This is a genomic window from Streptomyces sp. NPDC029674 (assembly GCF_044903205.1).
Classification (GTDB): Bacteria; Actinomycetota; Actinomycetes; order Streptomycetales; family Streptomycetaceae; genus Streptomyces.
In genome coordinates this window covers 185,520-203,598 of sequence record NZ_JBJDPY010000010.1, presented here as the reverse complement: position 1 = coordinate 203,598, position 18,079 = coordinate 185,520, and the positions used below count along the sequence as shown (strand labels likewise).

The 18,079-nt window shown below is 71.9% G+C and carries 15 protein-coding genes; 8 read left to right on the top strand and 7 right to left on the bottom strand.

Annotated features, from left to right (window positions below; genetic code table 11):
- Positions 1-22: 22 nt before the first annotated feature.
- Together ACI2L3_RS24690 and hmgA are read right to left on the bottom strand one after the other, a co-directional pair.
- The gene (locus ACI2L3_RS24690) at positions 23-772 is read right to left on the bottom strand and encodes a GntR family transcriptional regulator (protein WP_404754560.1); all 750 of its coding nucleotides are present in this window, start codon (positions 770-772) and stop codon (positions 23-25) included.
- A 28-nt stretch (positions 773-800) separates the two neighbouring features.
- Entirely contained in the window at positions 801-2,159 is a 1,359-nt protein-coding gene (gene hmgA, locus ACI2L3_RS24685) for a homogentisate 1,2-dioxygenase (RefSeq protein WP_404754559.1), read from the bottom strand.
- Positions 2,160-2,326: 167 nt separating this feature from the next.
- Here hmgA and ACI2L3_RS24680 point away from each other — a divergent pair, with 167 nt between their 5' ends.
- The 3 genes from ACI2L3_RS24680 (at position 2,327) to ACI2L3_RS24670 (ending at position 5,761) form a co-directional block, all read left to right on the top strand.
- A complete protein-coding gene (locus tag ACI2L3_RS24680; RefSeq protein WP_404754664.1) occupies positions 2,327-2,914 on the top strand; it encodes a TetR/AcrR family transcriptional regulator in 588 nt (195 codons plus the stop codon).
- A gap of 160 nt (positions 2,915-3,074) precedes the next feature.
- Positions 3,075-4,511: a CitMHS family transporter gene (locus ACI2L3_RS24675; protein WP_404754558.1), complete on the top strand. Its 1,437-nt coding sequence runs from the start codon at positions 3,075-3,077 to the stop codon at positions 4,509-4,511.
- Entirely contained in the window at positions 4,511-5,761 is a 1,251-nt protein-coding gene (locus tag ACI2L3_RS24670; protein WP_404754557.1) for an MFS transporter, read from the top strand. The genes ACI2L3_RS24675 and ACI2L3_RS24670 overlap by 1 nt, the downstream gene beginning before the upstream one ends.
- Here ACI2L3_RS24670 and ACI2L3_RS24665 read toward each other — a convergent pair.
- Positions 5,745-6,959 carry a S8 family peptidase gene (locus tag ACI2L3_RS24665; protein ID WP_404754556.1) on the bottom strand — a complete coding sequence of 405 codons (1,215 nt, stop codon included), beginning with the start codon at positions 6,957-6,959 and terminating at the stop codon, positions 5,745-5,747. The two genes, ACI2L3_RS24670 and ACI2L3_RS24665, sit on opposite strands and share 17 nt — an antisense overlap.
- 464 nt (positions 6,960-7,423) lie before the next feature.
- Between ACI2L3_RS24665 and ACI2L3_RS24660 the strand changes: the two genes are divergently transcribed.
- The 3 genes from ACI2L3_RS24660 (at position 7,424) to ACI2L3_RS24650 (ending at position 10,628) form a co-directional block, all read left to right on the top strand.
- The gene (locus ACI2L3_RS24660) at positions 7,424-7,987 is read left to right on the top strand and encodes an EF-hand domain-containing protein (RefSeq protein ID WP_404754555.1); all 564 of its coding nucleotides are present in this window, start codon (positions 7,424-7,426) and stop codon (positions 7,985-7,987) included.
- A gap of 130 nt (positions 7,988-8,117) precedes the next feature.
- The gene (locus ACI2L3_RS24655; RefSeq protein ID WP_404754554.1) at positions 8,118-9,506 is read left to right on the top strand and encodes an aldehyde dehydrogenase family protein; all 1,389 of its coding nucleotides are present in this window, start codon (positions 8,118-8,120) and stop codon (positions 9,504-9,506) included.
- A gap of 42 nt (positions 9,507-9,548) precedes the next feature.
- On the top strand, positions 9,549-10,628 hold the full coding sequence (locus tag ACI2L3_RS24650) for a Zn-dependent alcohol dehydrogenase (protein WP_404754663.1): 1,080 nt from the start codon (positions 9,549-9,551) through the stop codon (positions 10,626-10,628).
- Positions 10,629-10,638: 10 nt separating this feature from the next.
- Here ACI2L3_RS24650 and ACI2L3_RS24645 read toward each other — a convergent pair whose 3' ends face one another.
- From ACI2L3_RS24645 to ACI2L3_RS24635, 3 genes are read right to left on the bottom strand one after another with little or no spacing between them, the layout of a single operon-like run.
- The gene (locus ACI2L3_RS24645; RefSeq protein WP_404754553.1) at positions 10,639-13,965 is read right to left on the bottom strand and encodes an NACHT domain-containing protein; all 3,327 of its coding nucleotides are present in this window, start codon (positions 13,963-13,965) and stop codon (positions 10,639-10,641) included.
- Positions 13,962-14,369 (bottom strand): hypothetical protein, encoded by a 408-nt coding sequence (locus ACI2L3_RS24640; protein WP_404754552.1) that lies wholly within the window; start codon positions 14,367-14,369, stop codon positions 13,962-13,964. The genes ACI2L3_RS24645 and ACI2L3_RS24640 overlap by 4 nt, the downstream gene beginning before the upstream one ends.
- Entirely contained in the window at positions 14,366-15,403 is a 1,038-nt protein-coding gene (locus ACI2L3_RS24635; RefSeq protein ID WP_404754551.1) for an urea transporter, read from the bottom strand. The genes ACI2L3_RS24640 and ACI2L3_RS24635 overlap by 4 nt, the downstream gene beginning before the upstream one ends.
- Positions 15,404-15,562: 159 nt before the next feature.
- Between ACI2L3_RS24635 and ACI2L3_RS24630 the strand changes: the two genes are divergently transcribed.
- On the top strand, positions 15,563-16,138 hold the full coding sequence (locus ACI2L3_RS24630; RefSeq protein ID WP_404754550.1) for a TetR/AcrR family transcriptional regulator: 576 nt from the start codon (positions 15,563-15,565) through the stop codon (positions 16,136-16,138).
- Positions 16,139-16,155: 17 nt separating this feature from the next.
- Here ACI2L3_RS24630 and ACI2L3_RS24625 read toward each other — a convergent pair whose 3' ends face one another.
- A complete protein-coding gene (locus ACI2L3_RS24625) occupies positions 16,156-16,806 on the bottom strand; it encodes a TetR/AcrR family transcriptional regulator (RefSeq protein ID WP_404754549.1) in 651 nt (216 codons plus the stop codon).
- Between the two features lie 98 nt (positions 16,807-16,904).
- Here ACI2L3_RS24625 and ACI2L3_RS24620 point away from each other — a divergent pair, with 98 nt between their 5' ends.
- Positions 16,905-18,056, top strand: coding sequence for an acyl-CoA dehydrogenase family protein (locus ACI2L3_RS24620; RefSeq protein WP_404754548.1), 1,152 nt, complete (start codon positions 16,905-16,907; stop codon positions 18,054-18,056).
- Positions 18,057-18,079 lie beyond the last annotated feature (23 nt).

Below are 18,079 nucleotides of genomic sequence, written 5' to 3'. Positions count from 1 at the left end.
ACGACGTGTCCGTCCGCCCCCGTCACGTCGCGTCGAGCGTGACCGAGAAGGAGAAGCGGTCGCCGCGGTAGTGGATGCGGGCCACGTCCAGGGTGCGGCCCTCCTCGTCGTACGTGACGCCGGTGTAGTGCAGGATCGGGCTGAGCAGCGGCACTTCGAGGAGCCGCGCGGTCTCCGGGTCGGCGAGCGTCGCCTCGACGGTGTCGGTGATGCGGCTGATGCGGACGCCCACCACGTCGCGCAGGACCTTCGTCATGGGCCAGCGCACCAGGTCGTCGAGGTCGATGCGGGCGGCCAGTTCGGGGCGGACGTAGTTGCGGGCGTGGTTGGTGGGCTCGCCCGTCTTCTCGTCGCTGCGCAGCCGGTGGTACGTCGCCACCTCGGCCGAGTCCGGGAAGTGCGCGGCCAGTTCGGCGGGGAGCGGGGCGGTGCCGTGGTCCAGGAGCCGGGTGGTCATGCCCGACTGCTGGGCCACGATCGCGTCGACCGAGCCGAGCAGGCGGACGGGGGTGCCGCGCCGCGCGCTCGGCTCGATGAAGGTGCCGCGCCGCCGGTGGCGGGTGATGAGCCCCTCGTCCTCCAGCTCCTTGAGCGCCTGCCGCATGGTCAGCACGCTCACCCCGTAGTGCCCCGCCAGCTGCTCCTCGGTGGGCAGCCGGAGCGGGGCGTCCGGGGCGCGGCCCAGTATCGAGGCGCGCAGGGACTGCGACACCTGGTACCAGAGCGGCAGTTTCCGATTCAGGACGATCGAGTCCGGGGCGAAAGCGGTCACGGTCTCTCCGAATCAGCGTGGTGTTGCGTCAGTTGCGGAAGTGGCGCTCCAGACCCTGCCACACGTCGTCGTAACCGCGCTGCAGGTGGGACGCGGTCGCCGCCTGCTCCGTCGCCGTCACCGGCCAGCGCGTCTCGAACATGAACGCCAGGCCGTCGTCGATCTTCTGCGGCTTCAGCTCGGCGGCCGACGCCTTCTCGAAGGTCTCGCGGTCGGGCCCGTGCGCGGACATCATGTTGTGCAGCGAGCCGCCGCCCGGCACGAAGCCTTCCGCCTTGGCGTCGTACGCCCCCTCGATGAGGCCCATGTACTCGCTCATCACGTTCCGATGGAAGTACGGCGGCCGGAACGTGTCCTCGCCCACCAGCCAGCGCGGCGCGAACACGACGAAGTCGACGCCCGCGAGTCCCGGGGTGTCGGACGGCGAGGTGAGCACGGTGAAGATCGACGGGTCCGGGTGGTCGTAGCTGATCGAGCCGATCACATTGAAGCGGTGCAGGTCGTATACGTACGGGACGTGGTTGCCGTGCCAGGCGACCACGTCGAGCGGCGAGTGGTCGTACGTCGCGCGCCAGAGGTTGCCGCAGAACTTGTTCACCACCTCCACCGGGCCCTCGACGTCCTCGTACGCGGCGACCGGCGCCCGGAAGTCCCGGGCGTTCGCCAGGCCGTTGGCGCCGATCGGGCCGAGGTCGGGGAGCTGGAAGGGGGCGCCGTAGTTCTCGCACACGTACCCGCGCGCGGTCGCGTCGAGGAGCTCCACGCGGAAGCGGACGCCGCGCGGGATCAGCGCGACCTCGCCGGGCTCGGCGTGCAGCAGCCCGAACTCGGTGCGCAGGAGCAGCCCGCCGCTCTCCGGCACGATCAGCAGCTCACCGTCCGCGTCGTTGAACACCCGGTCCGTCATGGAGGAGTTGGCGTGGTAGAGGTGGATGCCCATGCCGGTGCGCTGCGTCGCGTCGCCGTTGCCGCCCAGGGTCCACAGGCCCGCCAGGAAGTCCGTGCCGGGCGCGGGCTCCGGCAGCGGGTTCCAGCGCAGCCGGTTCGGGTCGGGCACCGACTCGGTGAAGGGGGCGGTGCGGACCGCGCCGTTGTCGGCGCGCGTGAACCGCGGGTGTGCCGCCGAGGGGCGGATGCGGTAGAGCCACGAGCGGCGGTTGTGGGCGCGGGGCTCGGTGAAGGCGGAGCCGCTCAGCTGTTCGGCGTAGAGCCCGAGGGGCGCGCGCTGCGGCGAATTGCGGCCGTGCGGCAGGGCGCCGGGCACCGCCTCGGAGCTGTGTTCGTTGCCGAAGCCGGAGAGGTAGGCCAGCCCCTCGGCGGCCTTCCGGGCGTCACCCCCCGTGTCCGCGTCCGCTCGGTCGGCGTTGCTTGCGTGGTCCCCGCGCATCACAGCTCCCTCGTCAACGATTCCTATGGGACACCGTAGGATTCACGTTTTCCTTCCGCAAGGGGAAGCCAGGAATGTGAGCGGTGCTCTACTCTCCCGGGATGCGCCACCCGAACCCGCCGAAGGATCACTCGGAGCCGTCCGAAGCCCCCCGCGCCCCCGCCTCCATGCGCCGCGTCCCCGTGCAGGAGCGCAGCGCCGAGCGCCTGACCCGGATCCTCGACGCCTGCGCCGCCGTCCTCGACGAGACCGGTTACGAAGGCCTCACCACCCGCGCCGTGGCCCAGCGCGCCGGCGTCCCGATCGGCTCGGTCTACCGCTTCTTCGGCAACAAACGGGCCCTCGCCGACGCCCTCGCCCACCGCAACCTCGATGCGTACGCCGAGCGGGTGGCCGCGCGCGTGACCGGCGTCGGGCGCGGCGACTGGCGCGGCGCCGTCGACGCCGCCTTCGACGAGTACCTGACGATGATGCGCACCGTCCCCGGCTTCGGCCTCGTGGACTTCGGCATCCCCTCGGCGCCGGACGCGATGCCGGACGCCAACTCGCAGGTCGCCGAGCGGGTGGCGGCCCTGCTCGCCGGGCACCTGGAGCGCCCGCTCGACGCCGCCCTGCGCCGCACGATGCTCGTCGGCGTCGAGGCGGTCGACGCGGTCCTCCAGCTGGCGTTCCGCGCCGACCCGGCCGGCGACCCGGCCCTCGTCGACGAGGCGCGGATCCTGCTGCACGCGTACTTCGCGCGGTCGCTGGACTGAGCCCGGTCCGACACCCCGCCGTGACACACCCCGCCGTGACCAGGAGTTTTGCGCTTATTGCTCGCGCGTCAACATCTTGTTAACGCTGGATAGCGGGTCCTAACGTCGTCCGGACCGCCAGACCTGGTGGGAGTTCGATGGTGAACGTTAGGTAGCCCCCATGCTGACAATCCTCGGATTCGTCATGATCGCCACCTTCCTGGTGCTGATCATGATGAAGAAGATGTCGCCGATCGCGGCGCTGGTGCTGATCCCCGCGCTCTTCTGCGTGTTCGTAGGAAAGGGAGCCCATCTCGGGGACTACGTCCTCGACGGCGTCGGCAATCTGGCGCCCACGGCGGCCATGCTCATGTTCGCCATCGTGTACTTCGGCGTCATGATCGACGTCGGCCTCTTCGACCCGATCGTCCGGGGCATCCTCCGCTTCTGCAAGGCGGATCCGATGCGCATCGTGGTGGGCACCGCCGTGCTCGCCGCGATCGTCTCCCTCGACGGCGACGGCTCGACCACCTTCATGATCACGGTCTCGGCGATGTACCCGCTGTACAAGCGCCTGAAGATGAGCCTCGTCGTGATGACGGGCGTCGCCGCCACCGCCAACGGCGTCATGAACACGCTGCCCTGGGGCGGCCCCACGGCCCGCGCCGCGACCGCCCTGAAGGTGGACGCCGCCGACATCTTCGTGCCGATGATCCCGGCGCTCGCCATGGGGCTCGTGGCCGTGTTCCTGCTCTCGTACGCACTGGGTCTGCGCGAGCGCAAGCGGCTCGGCACGCTCTCCCTGGACGAGGTCCTGGAGAAGGAGACGGCGACCGAGACGGTCCTGGTGGGCGCGGGCGGCGACGGCCGGACCTCGCTCACGAAGAAGACCACCGGTGGAGGAGCGGGTTCCGGAACTGGCGGCGAGACGGACGCGGCGGACACGGCCGCCGGAGACGACGCCGACGACGACGGCTTCCAGGGGCTCGACCCCAACCGCCCCACCCTGCGCCCCAAGCTCTACTGGTTCAACGCGGCCCTCACCGTCCTGCTGCTCACCGCCATGATCATGGAGTGGCTGCCGATCCCGGTCCTCTTCCTGCTCGGCGCCGCGCTCGCCCTCACCGTCAACTTCCCGCACATGCCGGACCAGAAGGCCCGCATCGCCGCCCACGCGGAGAACGTCCTCAACGTCACCGGCATGGTCTTCGCCGCCGCCGTCTTCACCGGCGTCCTCACCGGCACCGGCATGGTCGACCACATGGCCGACTGGCTCGTCGACGCCATCCCGGAGGGCATGGGCCCGCACATGGGCCTGGTGACCGGACTGCTCTCCATCCCGCTCACCTACTTCATGTCCAACGACGGCTTCTACTTCGGTGTCCTGCCGGTCCTCGCCGAGGCGGGCCAGGCGCACGGCGTCGGCACCCTGGAGATCGCCCGCGCCTCCATCGCAGGACAGGCCCTGCACATGTCGAGCCCGCTGGTGCCCGCCGTGTACGTCCTCGTCGGCATGGCCAAGGTCGAGTTCGGCGACCACACCAAGTTCACCGTCAAGTGGGCCGTGCTCACCTCGCTGGTCGTGCTCGGCTCCGGAATCCTCTTCGGCATCATCTGATGCCTGCCGTACCGTCCGGGCCCGGTGGCAGGGGCTGGCTGCTCCGTCTCGTCATCGCCTTCAGCTTCGCGCAGGGGGCGGTGTCGATGGCGCGGCCCGCCGTCTCCTACCGGGCCCTTTCGCTGGGCGCCGACGAGCGGGCCATCGGCGTCATCGCGGGCGTCTACGCCCTGCTGCCGCTCTTCGCCGCCGTGCCGCTCGGACGCCGCACGGACCACGGACGGTGCGCGCCGCTGCTGCCCGTCGGCGTCGTCCTCATCTCCGGCGGCTGCGCCCTCAGCGGTACGGCGGGCTCGCTCGCGGCGATGGCCGCCTGGAGCGGCGTGATGGGGCTCGGCCACCTCTGCTTCGTGATCGGCGCGCAGTCGATCGTCGCCCGGCAGTCCGCACCCGCCGAACAGGACCGCAACTTCGGCCACTTCACCATCGGCGCCTCCCTCGGCCAGCTGATCGGGCCGATCGCCGCGGGCGCCCTGATCGGCGCCGACACGGGCCGCACGAGCGCCTTCGCCCTCGTCGTCTCCGCGGTGGTCGGCGCGGTCTCCCTCACCTCGCTGTGGCGCATCGAGCACAAGCGCCCCGAGGCCGCCCCCGCGCGCGGCGAACGCGTGCCGGTGCTCGGCATCCTGCGCACCCGGGGCGTGCCCGCGGGCATCTTCATCAGCCTCGCCGTGCTCTCCGCGACGGACATCCTCACGGCCTACCTGCCGGTGGTCGGCGAGCACCGGGGCATCGCGCCCGCCACGGTCGGCCTGCTGCTGTCGCTGCGGGCCGCGGCGACCATCGCGTGCCGCCTGGTGATGACTCCGCTGATCCGCGCCCTCGGCAGGACCGTGCTCCTGACCGGCACCTGTCTGCTCGGCGGCGTGCTGTGCGCGGGCGTGGCGCTGCCCGTGCCGGTGTGGGGGCTCGCCCTCATGCTCGCCGCGCTGGGCTTCTGCCTCGGGGTCGGCCAGCCGCTCTCCATGACGACGGTGGTCCAGGCGGCGCCCGACGGAGCGCGCTCGACCGCGCTGGCGCTGCGCCTCACCGGCAACCGCCTCGGGCAGGTCGCGGCCCCGGCCTCCGCGGGCCTGGTCGCCGGGGTGGCGGGCGTGGCCGCGCCGTTCGTGATGCTGGGCGGACTGCTGCTGCTTGCGGCGGGGCTCGGCGCACGGAAGCGTCCCGGCGCACGGAAGCGCCCCGGGGGCGCGCGCAGCCCCCGGGGCACAACTACCCGTGCCGACCGGAAAGTTACTGAACGATCTTGAGCAGCTTGTTCGGCGAACCCGTGCCCGGGCTGGTCACCACGCTCGGCGTGGCGCCGTTCACCAGGGCGGAGGCGACCTGCGCCGGCGTGGCCGAGGTGTGGCCCGCCAGGTAGATCGCCGCCGCGCCCGCGACGTGCGGGGTGGCCATCGACGTACCGGAGATGGTGTTGGTCGCCGTGTCGCCGGTGTGCCAGCCCGCCTTGATGGAGACGCCCGGCGCGAAGATGTCCAGGACCGAGCCGTAGTTGGAGAAGCTCGCCCGCGCGTCGTTGCTGCCGGTGGCGCCGACCGTGATGGCCGCCGGGACGCGCGCGGGGGAGGAGTTGGCGGCGTTGGTGCTCTCGTTGCCCGCGGCGACCGCGTAGCTGACGCCGTCGGCGATGGAGTTCTTCACCGCGTTGTCCAGCGAGGTGGAGGCGCCGCCGCCGAGCGACATGTTGGCCACGGCCGGGGCACCGGCGGCGTGGTTCCTGGTCACCCAGTCGATGCCCGCGATGACGCCGGCGGTGGTGCCGGAGCCGTTGTTGTCGAGCACGCGGACGGCGACGATCTTGGCCTTCTTGGCCACGCCGTACGTCTTGCCCGCGATGGTCGTGGCGACGTGCGTGCCGTGGCCGTTGCCGTCCTGGGCGGTGGTGTCGCCGTCCACGGCGTCGTAGCCGTTCACCGCGCGGCCGCTGATCTCGGAGTGCGAGATGCGCACACCGGTGTCGATCACGTACGCGGTGACGCCGGAGCCCGCGGTGTCCGGGTAGGTGTACGACCCGGAGAGCGGCAGCCTCGGCTGGTCGATGCGGTCCAGGCCCCAGGGGGCGTTGGTCTGCGTCGCGGTGGAGTGGAGTCTCTGGTTCTGCTCGACGGAGGCGACGGCGGGGTCGGCGGCGAGTCTCCTCGCCTCCGTCGCGGTCAGCTTCGCGGAGTAGCCGTTGAGCGCGGACTTGAAGGTCTTCTGCACCGAGCCGCCGTACTCGGCTATGAGGTCCTTGCCCTGGCTCGTGGCGGCCTTGAGGCCCGACCCGTTCTTCAGCGTGACGATGTAGCTGCCCTTGATCGCGTCGGCGGAGCCGGCGGCGAGCACGGTGCCCTCGGCGGGGGCGGCCTGGGCGGGGAGGGCGGTGACCGTACCGATGACAGCGGCGGCGGTGGCGGTCGAGATCGCCGCGGCGATCACAGTCTTCTTGCTGCGAAGCATGGCCATTACGAGGGAGTCCTCCTCTTGGCGGCGTGCCCGGGGTAGGGCGACGCGACTGTGGGGGGTGTGCGCGGGATCGCACACACAGAAGGGAGCGGTGCGTGCCGCTCCCGTCGCGATCAGCAGAGTGGCTGTTCGAGAGGTGGAGATCAAGAGTCCGGACGCCTTGTCATGCGTCTGTCACGTATTCGAAATCGAATACGCGGCGAATGGATGGGGTGTGTCCGGAAAACAGCTCGGGGCCGTGTTCTGGCAGGCATCCGGCAGGCGTCCGACGGGCGGATGTGTGAGGTCATGGCGGGACCGAGGCGGCCGGTCGGCGTCACCGTGTTCTGCTCGGCGCCTCGGATCGGGCGCTTCCAGACGCTTCCAGGCGCTTCCGGGTGCTGTCGGGCGCTTCCGGCCACTACCGGGCGATGCGGGGCGGCAGTGGCTTCTCAGGCGCCGCGTCGGCAGGCATGGTGTCGGGCATGGACATCTCGCCGTTCCTGCAGCGCAAACTCGCCCGCCGTTTCGCCACCTTCGACACCAACGGTGACGGCTACATCGACCGCGCCGACTTCGCGTCGGCCTGCGACCGCCTCGCCGACGCCTTCCGCCTCGCGCCCGACGCTCCCGCGCTCAAGCGCATGCGGGAGTTGAGCGACGGCCTGTGGCAGCACTTGTCCCGGGCCGCGGACACCGACGCCGACGGACGCATCAGCCTCGCCGAGTACCAGGCGGCGTTCGCCGCCGGACTGCTGGTCACGCCCGCTTCCTTCGACGCCGGATACGTGCCCTTCCTCGACGCGCTGATGGACATCGCGGACCAGGACGGCGACGGGAAACTGACCCGGGACGAGCAGGTCCGCTGGTCCGGCGCCCTCATGGGGCTGCCCGAACCGGACGCCCGCGAGGTCTTCGGCCGCCTCGACCGGGACGCCGACGGGCTGATCGGCCGGGACGACATGCTCCAGGCGATCCGGGAGTTCTACTTCGACGAGGGGCCCGCTTCCACCGGCGTATGGCTGCTCGGCCCACTGGATCCCGCCTAGGACCCAGAGCCCTGCCACCGGACGGACAGGATCAGGCCTCCGGGACGAAACGTACGGGGGGCCTGCGCCCCTGGTGTCAGAAAACTATCAGCGCTAGTTTGTAGCGCGGACGACTACCTGGAGGAATGCGATGAAGGCCCACGACGGGATGTACATCGACGGCGCCTGGCGCCCGGCTGCGGGCACCGACACCATCACGGTCCTGAACCCGGCCGACGAACAGCCCGTCGGCCAGGTCCCCGCCGGCACCGCGGAGGACGTCGACGCCGCGGTCCGCGCCGCCCGCGCCGCCCTGCCCGGCTGGGCCGCCACCCCGCCCGCCGAGCGCGCCGCCCTGATCGGCGCCCTCCGCGACCGCCTCGTCGCCCGCAAGGACGAGGTCGCCGAGACCGTCACCGCCGAGCTGGGCGCCCCGCTGCCGTTCTCGCAGGCCGTGCACGCCGGGGTGCCGATCCTGGTCTCCGGCTCGTACGCCGAACTGGCCGCGGCGCACCCCTTCGAGGAGCGGGTCGGCAACTCCACCGTCTACCTGGAGCCGGTCGGCGTCGTCGGCGCGATCACGCCCTGGAACTACCCCCTCCACCAGATCGTCAACAAGGTGGCCCCCGCGCTCGCCGCGGGCTGCACGGTCGTGCTCAAGCCCGCCGAGGACACCCCGCTCACCGCGCAGCTCTTCGCGGAGGCGGTGGACGAGGCGGGCGTGCCCGCGGGCGTCTTCAACCTGGTCACCGGCCTCGGCCCGGTCGCGGGCCAGGCGCTCGCCGAGCACGAGGGCGTCGATCTCGTCTCGTTCACCGGCTCGACGGCGGTCGGCAAGCAGATCGGCGCCACCGCGGGCGCGGCCGTCAAGCGCGTCGCCCTGGAGCTCGGCGGCAAGTCCGCCAACGTCATCCTGCCCAGCGCCGACCTCGCCAAGGCCGTCAACGTCGGCGTCGCCAACGTGATGTCCAACTCCGGCCAGACGTGCAGCGCCTGGACCCGCATGCTGGTGCACACGGACCGGTACGACGAGGCGGTGGAGCTGGCCGCGGCCGCCGCCGCCAAGTACGGCGACCGCATCGGCCCCGTCGTCAACGCCAAGCAGCAGGCCCGCGTGCGCGGCTACATCGAGAAGGGCGTCGAGGAGGGCGCCCGGATCGTGGCCGGCGGCCCCGAATCCCCCAAGGACAAGGGCTACTTCGTCCAGCCCACCGTCTTCGCCGACGTCACCCCCGACATGACCATCGCCCAGGAGGAGATCTTCGGCCCGGTGCTCTCCCTCCTCCGCTACGAGGACGAGGACGACGCCCTGCGCATCGCCAACGGCACGGTGTACGGGCTCGCGGGCGCGGTGTGGGCGGCCGACGACGCGGAGGCGGTCGCGTTCGCCCGCCGCATGGACACCGGCCAGGTCGACATCAACGGCGGCAGCTTCAACCCCCTCGCGCCCTTCGGCGGTTACAAGCAGTCGGGCGTCGGCCGCGAGCTGGGCGCGCACGGCCTGACGGAGTACCTCCAGACGAAGTCCCTGCAGTTCTGACCGCACGGCCGAGTTCGAGACCTTCCTAAGGAGTACGTGAACGTGGTTCGCGCCGCCATCCTCCCCGCCGTCGGCTCCCCGCTGGAGATCGCCGAGATCGACCTGCCGGAGCCCGGCCCCGGCCAGGTCCGGGTGCGCCTCGCGGCCGCCGGGGTCTGCCACTCCGACCTGTCCCTGACCAACGGCACGATGCGGGTGCCGGTGCCGGCGGTCCTCGGCCACGAGGGGGCGGGCACCGTGGTCTCGGTCGGCGAGGGCGTCACGCACATCGCCCCCGGCGACGGCGTCGTCCTGAACTGGGCGCCGTCCTGCGGCAGTTGCCACGCCTGCTCGATCGGCGAGGTGTGGCTCTGCGGGAACGCCCTCGCGGGCGCGGCCGACGTCTACGCCAAGCGGCCCGACGGCACGGACCTGCACCCCGGCCTGAACGTCGCCGCGTTCGCCGAGGAGACGGTGGTCGCGGCCAACTGCGTCCTGCCCGTGCCGGACGGCGTCCCGCTCACCGACGCGGCCCTGCTCGGCTGCGCCGTCCTGACCGGCTACGGCGCCGTGCACCACTCGGCGCGGGTCCGCGAGGGCGAGAGGGTCGTGGTCTTCGGCGTCGGCGGCGTGGGCCTCGCCACGCTCCAGTCGGCCAGGATCGCGGGCGCAGGCCAGATCATCGCGGTCGACGTCTCCCCGGAGAAGGAGGCCCTGGCACGCTCGGCCGGCGCCACCGACTACGTGGTCGCCTCCGAGACGACGGCCCGCGACATCCGCAAACTCACCGGCGGCCACGGCGCCGACGTCGCCGTGGAGTGCGTGGGCCGCGCGCTGACGATCCGCACGGCCTGGGAGTCGACGCGCCGCGGCGGCCGCACGACGGTGGTCGGCATCGGCGGCAAGGACCAGCAGGTCACCTTCAACGCCCTGGAACTCTTCCACTGGGGCAGGACCCTCTCCGGCTGCGTCTACGGCAACTCGGACCCGTCGGCCGACCTGCCGGTCCTCGCGGAACACGTCAGGGCGGGACGCCTGGACCTGGGAGTTCTGGTGACCGACCGAATCGGGCTCGACGGCATCCCGGCGGCCTTCGAGAACATGATGGCGGGCAAGGGGGGACGGGCGCTGGTCGTGTTCTGAGGGTGTGAGGTCAGAGCTTCAGCTTCAGGAGGGCGAGCGGAAGCGGGTCCACCGTCCCCCCGTCGGCCCACGGAGTCCTGTTGGGGTACCTCGCCCACCGCATCCCCTCCTGGAGTTGGATCTGGTCCCGGACACGGGCCCGCAACTCATCCGACCAGTAGGGGATGTTCTCGGCGAGCTCGTAGAGGTCCAGCTTGCGCGTCGCCTTCACGGCCAGGGCGATGTCACGGTCGGTGGGCGGCGGCCCGTCGACCCGCAACAGTTGCACGAGGGGCCAGTCCTCGTGCCCGGAGTCCCCGGGCGCGAGCCAGTGGGCGACCAGGGCATCCCAGGTCTCCGGCTGGTCGGTGAGCATGGCGATGGCCGCGCACAGTTCCCGGAACGGGCCCGTGTCCAGCAGTCGGTGGGCTCGCACGATGACGTCGTGGGCCGACCCCTGACCCCGTTCCCCGGCGCGCACGGACCACCTGGGAGGGGAGAGCCGCCGCGCCAGGGCGGCGAACTCCGCGTCGTCGGGGCAGTCCGAGAGCACCAGCAACGCGGTCTCGTAGCTGATGTGGGGGCTGTGCGGGAGCGTACCGATCGCCTCGCGCACTTGTCGGGCCGACGCCGTCGGCACGCCGTGCCGCAGACCGTAGTCGAAGAACGGCAGCAACAGTCGTTCCGCGACGGCGACTCGTGCCGCGCGAGGACCCGTACGGTGCCTGGTCCAAAGGTCCCAGACCTCGGCGGCCAGCGAGGAGACGCGGGGATCGGCCGCGCCCGGCATGCTCCAGTGCGTCGTGGCGAACGGGAAGCCGCTCGACGCCACGTGGGGGCCAAGTGCACCCTCGCGCAGGTAGGTGGCCACGTCGTGCAGACGCACGCCGTCCGCGAGCCAGCGTTCCTCCGCGGCATGCCAGGCCCGGGCGTCCAGCGGTGCCGGGGGAGTGCGCACGCCGATCAGCCATTCCCGTACCGGCCACGGCAGCACGCGCGGCGCCGAGAAGTCCGAGAAGTCGGACTGCTTGTCGGTGAGCGCATCGAGTGCGCCGACGGAGGGGCTGACCGCCGCGCGTGCCCCCTCGCACCAGGCGGTCCAGTTCGGATGACAACCCTCCGGCGGCGTGGCCAACGGCTCCAGCCAGCGCGAAGTTCTCAGTGCCACCGGTCCGGACAGCGGCCAGAAGTCTTCGAGCTGCAAAGTGCGCAGCTCGCGCCTGGGCGGCCCGGAGTGCATCACCTGCCAGGCCGCCCAGGCCCAGGCGGACAGCCCCTCGACCCTCCGTACGAACGCGTCCACGCGCACCGCGTGCGGATCCGCGCGGCACAGAAGGTCACCGAGCTGCTCCGGCCCGACGACTTCGGGGATCGCTGTATCGAGCAGGAGCTTGGGGAGCAGCTCAGGAGTGGCCGTGTCCAGGTGTGCGCGTGCTGCCGTCGAGGCGGCCTCGTTTCCGGCCTCCGCCAGCAGGTTGAGAAAGCGCCAGAGGGCGAAGTGGATGTGCTGGGCCGGTGGGCTCGAAGTCATGCGGCCGAGGAGATCCTCGAGCCGGGCACCGCTGAAGAGATCGGCCGTCGCGCCGACGAGCCGGTCGGCGCGACGGCCGAGGTCGGCGATGACGTCCGCGCCCGGCAGCAGGTGGTGCAGGTACCGCTCCTCCAGCTCCGGCAGGTCCGACAGCAGGTCGATGGCCAACTCGGCCCCGCGCAGCTCCAGCGAGCGGGTCCCGCAGAACTCCGCCTCGTCCAGCTCGGCCAGCGCGGTCACCACCGAGTCGCGCAGGTCCCGCTCGCCGAGACGGTCCGGTTCGAAGGCCGCGGCGGCCATGAACCTGGCCACGTTGCGCCAGGGCTCGCGCGCGGCGGCCGCGCGGAACCGCTCGCGCACCAGCCGCTCGTCGTCCGTCCCCGCGAGATGGGCGGCGGCCAGGAACTCCACGAGGGACTTGATCTGGAAGCCCACGCTGTCGGAGTCCACGCCGACGATCAGGACCAGGCGTTCCCCGGCGAACCGGAGGAGCCGCTCGACCAGCACCGCCTCGTCGTCTTCCGCGGGGCCGCCGGTGTCCCGCATGTCCCGCACCACGGACCGGGCGAGCGCGGCGAAGTCCTCGGTGCGGATGCCGCCCGCGTCGTGCCGTTCCTCGCCCGCCACGATGATGTGGAAGGCGGCCCGGCGGTGCAGCTCGTCGACGAGTCCGCGATGCTGTTCGAGGAAGGCGCCGAGTTCCCCGCCCCGCCCCTCCTCGCGGGCGTAGACGTGGTCGTAGTAGCGGCCGAACAACCGGTGGCGTCCGGAGGGGAGTTCGCCCGAGTCGGCCAGGATCGACATCACCAGCGCGACATGCAGCGGTGTGTTCAGGATGTCCGGCAGATCGCCGTGCCGGGCCGCCTCGCGGAAGAGCCCGAGGAGCCGCTCGCCGTCGGCGTCGTGTCCGGCCAGGACGGCCGCGTGCAGTTCGGCCTCCTGCGGGGAGAGGTCCGTCAGGGACCATGACGTGAACCCGTGCGGCCGCAGTTCGTTCCCGTACGCCTGCGGCCTGGAGGTGACGGTGATCGACGCGTCGGCCCGGTCCATCTGAAGGTCGTCCGCGAAGTCCCTGACGTGGCCGAGGACGGCGGCACGCCGGCGCGGGGACACCTCGTCGTAGCCGTCGAGGATCAGCACGGTGGGCACCGCGCGGGCCAGGGCGCGGACCTCCGTGGTGGAGACGTCGGTCTTGAGCAGACGTTCGTAGCGGTGGCCGATGAAGTGCCAGAGGGAGCGCCGCGTCTCGGGGACGCCGCCGAGGTACGCGGCGAAGGCGTCGGCCTCTACCCAGAGGGGGAGTCTCGCGGTGGAGGGCGGAGTCAGCTCCAGCCTGCGCAGACCCCCGTCGACCCGGTCGAGTTCCGTGAGGGTCCGTGGGGAGAGCCGTTCGCAATCGAAGGCCCGCAGCAGCTCGGCCCTGTGCACATGGGCGAGCATCTGTACGGCGGTGGTCTTGCCCTGCCCGGGCCCGCCGGTCAGGACGGTACGGAATGACGGCTTCTCCAGGGCGAGGTACTGCTCCATGAAGTGCTGTGGGGCGCCCCCGGTGCCGAAGTCGTCCTGTTCCTCGGACGGCAGTAGCACGAGGAGGTCCACGAACACGTCCGCGACGCTCCGGTGCTCCCGCACGAGGGAGGGGTCGAGCAGCCGGACCGAGGCCCCGTCGTGGAACTCCCGCTGCACGACCCGTAGGAGGAGCTGTTCGGTCCCGGGCGTGTGGGGCCCGGGGCGGGCGGCATCGTGCCCGAGGTGGAGGTGGACGTCGCCGTGGAAGACGGCTCCGGGCGCGTTGAGCCCGGACGAGCCGTCGACGTGGTTGCTCACGGCCCGGCGTTCTCCGGTTCGTCGGTCTCCCACTCGTCGGTCTCCGGCTCGTCACCGAAGTTCATGGTGACGGGACCGGTGAACGTCGCTCCCGGCGCGTTCAGGCCCCGGGAGCGGCTGACCGTGTTGAACTGCGGTGTCACCGGGCCGAACCGGGCGGCCAGGGCCTCGAGTTCGCGGTGGAAGCCGGGGTCGGCGGCGGCCGACTCCCGCAGGGCCCCGCCCAGCCGGCGCACCGCTCCGGGGTCCGTCGGGTCCCGTTCGTCGAGCACCGCCACCACCGCGGCATCCCGGGAGAACCGCTCGCGGAGCCGGTCCCAGAGCGCGGCGGCGGCATTGGTCCCCAGCTGTCCCCCGGCTCCGCCGAGCGCCGCGGCGGCCAGTGCGTCGTAGGCGATACTCATGGCGTCACGGTATCGCCCCGCCCCGGCCGCGGAACGCCCGAACGGGCAAGCACCGGAAAGGACTTGGCCGCCGCGAGGAACACGAACGTGGTCAGCACGAACGGCCAGGTGAAGGCGTGTCCGCCGGACGGTGCGAAGAACGCGGCCACCGCCGGGCCGAGCACCGTCGCGGTGGCGGCGCCCACGAGCGCGTACGTGAGCGTCGCCGCCCGTGCCGGGAGGAAGACGCCGCACAGGGCGAGGGCCACGAGGACCGCGTTGTAGCCGGTCGTGCCGTCGGCGATCTGCGCGGCGGGGGCGCCCAGGGCCCACCCGGTCGCCACTCCGGTGGCGTTGCCGAGGCAGGCCACGGCTGCCGTGCGCGGTCCTGCGACGAGCAGGCCGAGCAGCAGCAGGGCGCCCACGTACCACTGCGGCATGAAGAAGATCTGGCTGAAGCCGGTGAAGAAGCCCCGGGCCAGGTCGGCCGGGTGGAGGGCCGTGGAGCCCGTCGCGGCCCGGGCGAACGCGGCCGGGCCCTCCCCGTGGTGCCAGACGTGCCGGAACCCGGGCGCCGCGACGGTCACCACCGTGCCGAGCAGGCAGTACGGCAGGGTGAGCGACGGCAGGCCGCAGACGCCGAGCGTGCGGACCACCGCCGCGGTCACGACGGTGACGACCACGCAGCCCGCGACGGCGAGCAGCGCCGTCGACACGTGCTCCGCGCCGAGGAAGACGGCGAAACACAGCGCCGTCAGGCAGGCGTTGAACCCTTCGAGGCCCGTCGAGACGCGGTCGCGGTCCACGCCGAGGAGCCGCGCGGTGGCCGTGCCCACGGCGGTGCCCGCCAGGCCGTAGAGGCCGTACTCCCAGCCGGCCGCGAACAGTGCCACGCAGAAGACGGCGCCCGCGGCGGCGCTCGGCAGGAAGGTGACCTGCGCCTGCCCGCGCAGCACCTGCGCGGCGAACAGGCGGGCGGCGACGAGGCGAACGCCGGGCGGTCCGGCCGCCCGTCCCCTCCCGCCGGCCGAGCCCCCGCCGCCCAACGTCCCCATCGCGTGCCCCACGGCCACCCCCCGTGTTACGTCCGGTCCCGCTCACGACGGATGCAGATTACATCTACTCGGTGGGCCGACTTGTTGCCCGGTGGGTCGCCCCGTGTACTACTCTCCCTGTAGTGGTCGAGACGTAGTACTGCGAATGGAGTGGTGTCAGTGGTGCGCAGGAATGACGGTCGACGGGCGGCCCTGGTCGACGCCGCCATCGAGGTGCTGGCCAGAGAGGGTGCCCGCGGGCTGACCTTCCGCGCCGTGGACACCGAGGCCGCCGTCCCCACGGGCACGGCCTCCAACTACTTCAGCAACCGCGACGACCTGCTCACCCAGGCGGGCGCCCGCGTCTACGAACGCCTCACGCCCGACGAGGCGGAGGTCGAGCGCCAGCGTACGGCCGAGCCCGACAAGGAGACGTACGCCAAGCTGATGCGCGAGGTCGTCGGGCGCGTCAGCGGCTTCCGTACGGGCTATCTGGCGCTGCTCGAACTGCGCCTGGAGGCCACCCGGCGACCCGAGCTGCGCGCCGTCCTCACCGAGCGCGTCCGCGCCGACCTGGAGGCCAACCTCGCGTACCACGAGGCCTCCGGGCTGCCGGGCGACGCGACGGCGGTCAAGCTGCTGTACATGGCCTTCAACTGGCTCATCGTCGAACAGCTCACCCTGCCCGACGTCCTCTCGGAGGCCGAGCGCGACGAGCTCGTCGCGGCCGCGGTGGAGCGCATCGTCACGGAGTGAGGTGCCCCGAGGGGGCGTCACAGGTGCTGCGCCGCCACCTGTTCGTACTGGAGCGCGAGCCCGTCGAGCAGTGCCTGGAGGCCCGCCTCGAAGGCCCGCTCGTCGATGACCTGCTGGCGCTCGGCGAGCAGGTGGGCCTGGCCCAGGTGCGGGTAGTCGGCGGGGTCGTACGCCGTCTCGTCGTCCACGAAGCCCCCGGCGAACGAGCCGAGCGCGGAGCCCATGATGAAGTACCGCATCAGCGCGCCGATCGACGTGGCCTGCGCGGCCGGCCAGCCCGCGTCGACCATCGCCCCGAACACCGCGTCCGCGAGCCGCAGTCCGGCCGGACGGCGCCCGGGGCCGCGCGCGAGCACCGGCACGATGTTCGGGTGCCGGGTGAGGGCGGCCCGGTAGGAGACCGCCCAGTCGTGGAGCGCGGTGCGCCAGCCGCGCCCGTCGGAGGCCTCGAACATCGACAGGTCGACCTGCGCGCTCACCGAGTCCGCGACCGCTTCCAGGATCTGATCCTTGGTGCGGAAGTGGTTGTAGAGCGAGGGTCCGCTGACGCCGAGTTCGGCGGCGAGGCGGCGCGTGGAGACGGCCGCGAGTCCCTCCGTGTCGACGAGGGCGCGGGCCGTGTCGACGATGCGTTCTCGGCTGAGGAGGGGCTTGCGCGGTCGGGCCATGCGGCACATAGTAGGGCTGCCGCAACAAACTAGCAGTGCTAATTTAAATCTCGACGTATCCCGAGCGACGCGCTGTAACCCGACGTGAAGAGGTGTCCATGAACCTGGAGCTCAGCGACGAGCAGGCCGCCGTCCAGCAACTGGCCAAGGACTTCGTCGCGCGCGAGATCACCCCGCACGTCGTCGAGTGGGACCGCGCCGAGAGCGTCGACCGGGCCCTCGTGAAGAAGCTCGGCGAGGTCGGCTTCCTGGGGCTCACCATCGACGAGGAGTACGGCGGTTCGGGCGGTGACCACCTCGCGTACTGCCTGGTGACCGAGGAGCTCGGCCGCGGTGACTCCTCCGTGCGCGGCATCGTCTCCGTCTCGCTCGGCCTGGTCGCCAAGACCGTCGCGCACTGGGGCAGCGAGGAGCAGAAGCGGCAGTGGCTGCCGGGGCTCACCTCCGGCGAGTACGTCGGGTGCTTCGGACTCACCGAGCCGGGCACCGGCTCCGACGCGGGCAGCCTCACGACGAAGGCCGTGCGCGACGGCGACTCGTACGTCGTCAACGGCACCAAGATGTTCATCACGAACGGCACCTGGGCCGACGTCGTGCTCCTCTTCGCCCGCACCAACGACACCCCCGGGCACAAGGGCGTCTCCGCCTTCCTCGTCCCGGCCGACACCCCCGGCCTGACCCGCCGCACCCTGCACGGCAAGCTCGGCCTGCGCGGCCAGGCCACCGCCGAACTGGTCCTGGAGGACGTGCGCGTCCCCGCGTCGGCCATGCTGGCGCCGGAGGGCAAGGGGTTCTCCGTCGCCATGTCGGCCCTCGCCAAGGGGCGCATGTCGGTGGCGGCCGGCTGTGTGGGCATCGCGCAGGCCGCCCTCGACGCCGCGGTGCGGTACTCCACCGAGCGCGAGCAGTTCGGTAAGACCATCGCCCACCACCAGCTGGTGCAGGAGCTGATCAGCGACATCGCGGTGGACGTGGACGCGGCGCGCCTGCTGACCTGGCGGGTCGCCGACCTCATCGACCGGGGGCAGCCCTTCGCCACGGAGTCCTCCAAGGCCAAGCTGTTCGCCTCCGAGGCCGCCGTGCGCGCCGCCAACAACGCCCTCCAGGTCTTCGGCGGCTACGGCTACATCGACGAGTACCCGGCGGGCAAGCTGCTGCGCGACGCCCGCGTGATGACCCTCTACGAAGGCACCAGCCAGATCCAGAAGCTCGTCATAGGCCGTGCGCTGACGGGGGTTTCGGCCTTCTGAGTACCGACCTGAGTACGTGAGCG

Coding starts and splice junctions, on each gene's coding strand:
- ACI2L3_RS24675 (WP_404754558.1), top strand. CDS start 3,075: ATGCTGACAATCCTCGGATTCGTCATGATCGCCACCTTCCTGGTGCTG.
- ACI2L3_RS24660 (WP_404754555.1), top strand. CDS start 7,424: ATGGACATCTCGCCGTTCCTGCAGCGCAAACTCGCCCGCCGTTTCGCC.
- ACI2L3_RS24620 (WP_404754548.1), top strand. CDS start 16,905: ATGAACCTGGAGCTCAGCGACGAGCAGGCCGCCGTCCAGCAACTGGCC.
- ACI2L3_RS24665 (WP_404754556.1), bottom strand. CDS start 6,959: ATGGCCATGCTTCGCAGCAAGAAGACTGTGATCGCCGCGGCGATCTCG.
- ACI2L3_RS24655 (WP_404754554.1), top strand. CDS start 8,118: ATGAAGGCCCACGACGGGATGTACATCGACGGCGCCTGGCGCCCGGCT.
- hmgA (WP_404754559.1), bottom strand. CDS start 2,159: ATGCGCGGGGACCACGCAAGCAACGCCGACCGAGCGGACGCGGACACG.
- ACI2L3_RS24670 (WP_404754557.1), top strand. CDS start 4,511: ATGCCTGCCGTACCGTCCGGGCCCGGTGGCAGGGGCTGGCTGCTCCGT.
- ACI2L3_RS24625 (WP_404754549.1), bottom strand. CDS start 16,806: ATGGCCCGACCGCGCAAGCCCCTCCTCAGCCGAGAACGCATCGTCGAC.
- ACI2L3_RS24640 (WP_404754552.1), bottom strand. CDS start 14,369: ATGAGTATCGCCTACGACGCACTGGCCGCCGCGGCGCTCGGCGGAGCC.
- ACI2L3_RS24635 (WP_404754551.1), bottom strand. CDS start 15,403: ATGGGGACGTTGGGCGGCGGGGGCTCGGCCGGCGGGAGGGGACGGGCG.
- ACI2L3_RS24680 (WP_404754664.1), top strand. CDS start 2,327: ATGCGCCGCGTCCCCGTGCAGGAGCGCAGCGCCGAGCGCCTGACCCGG.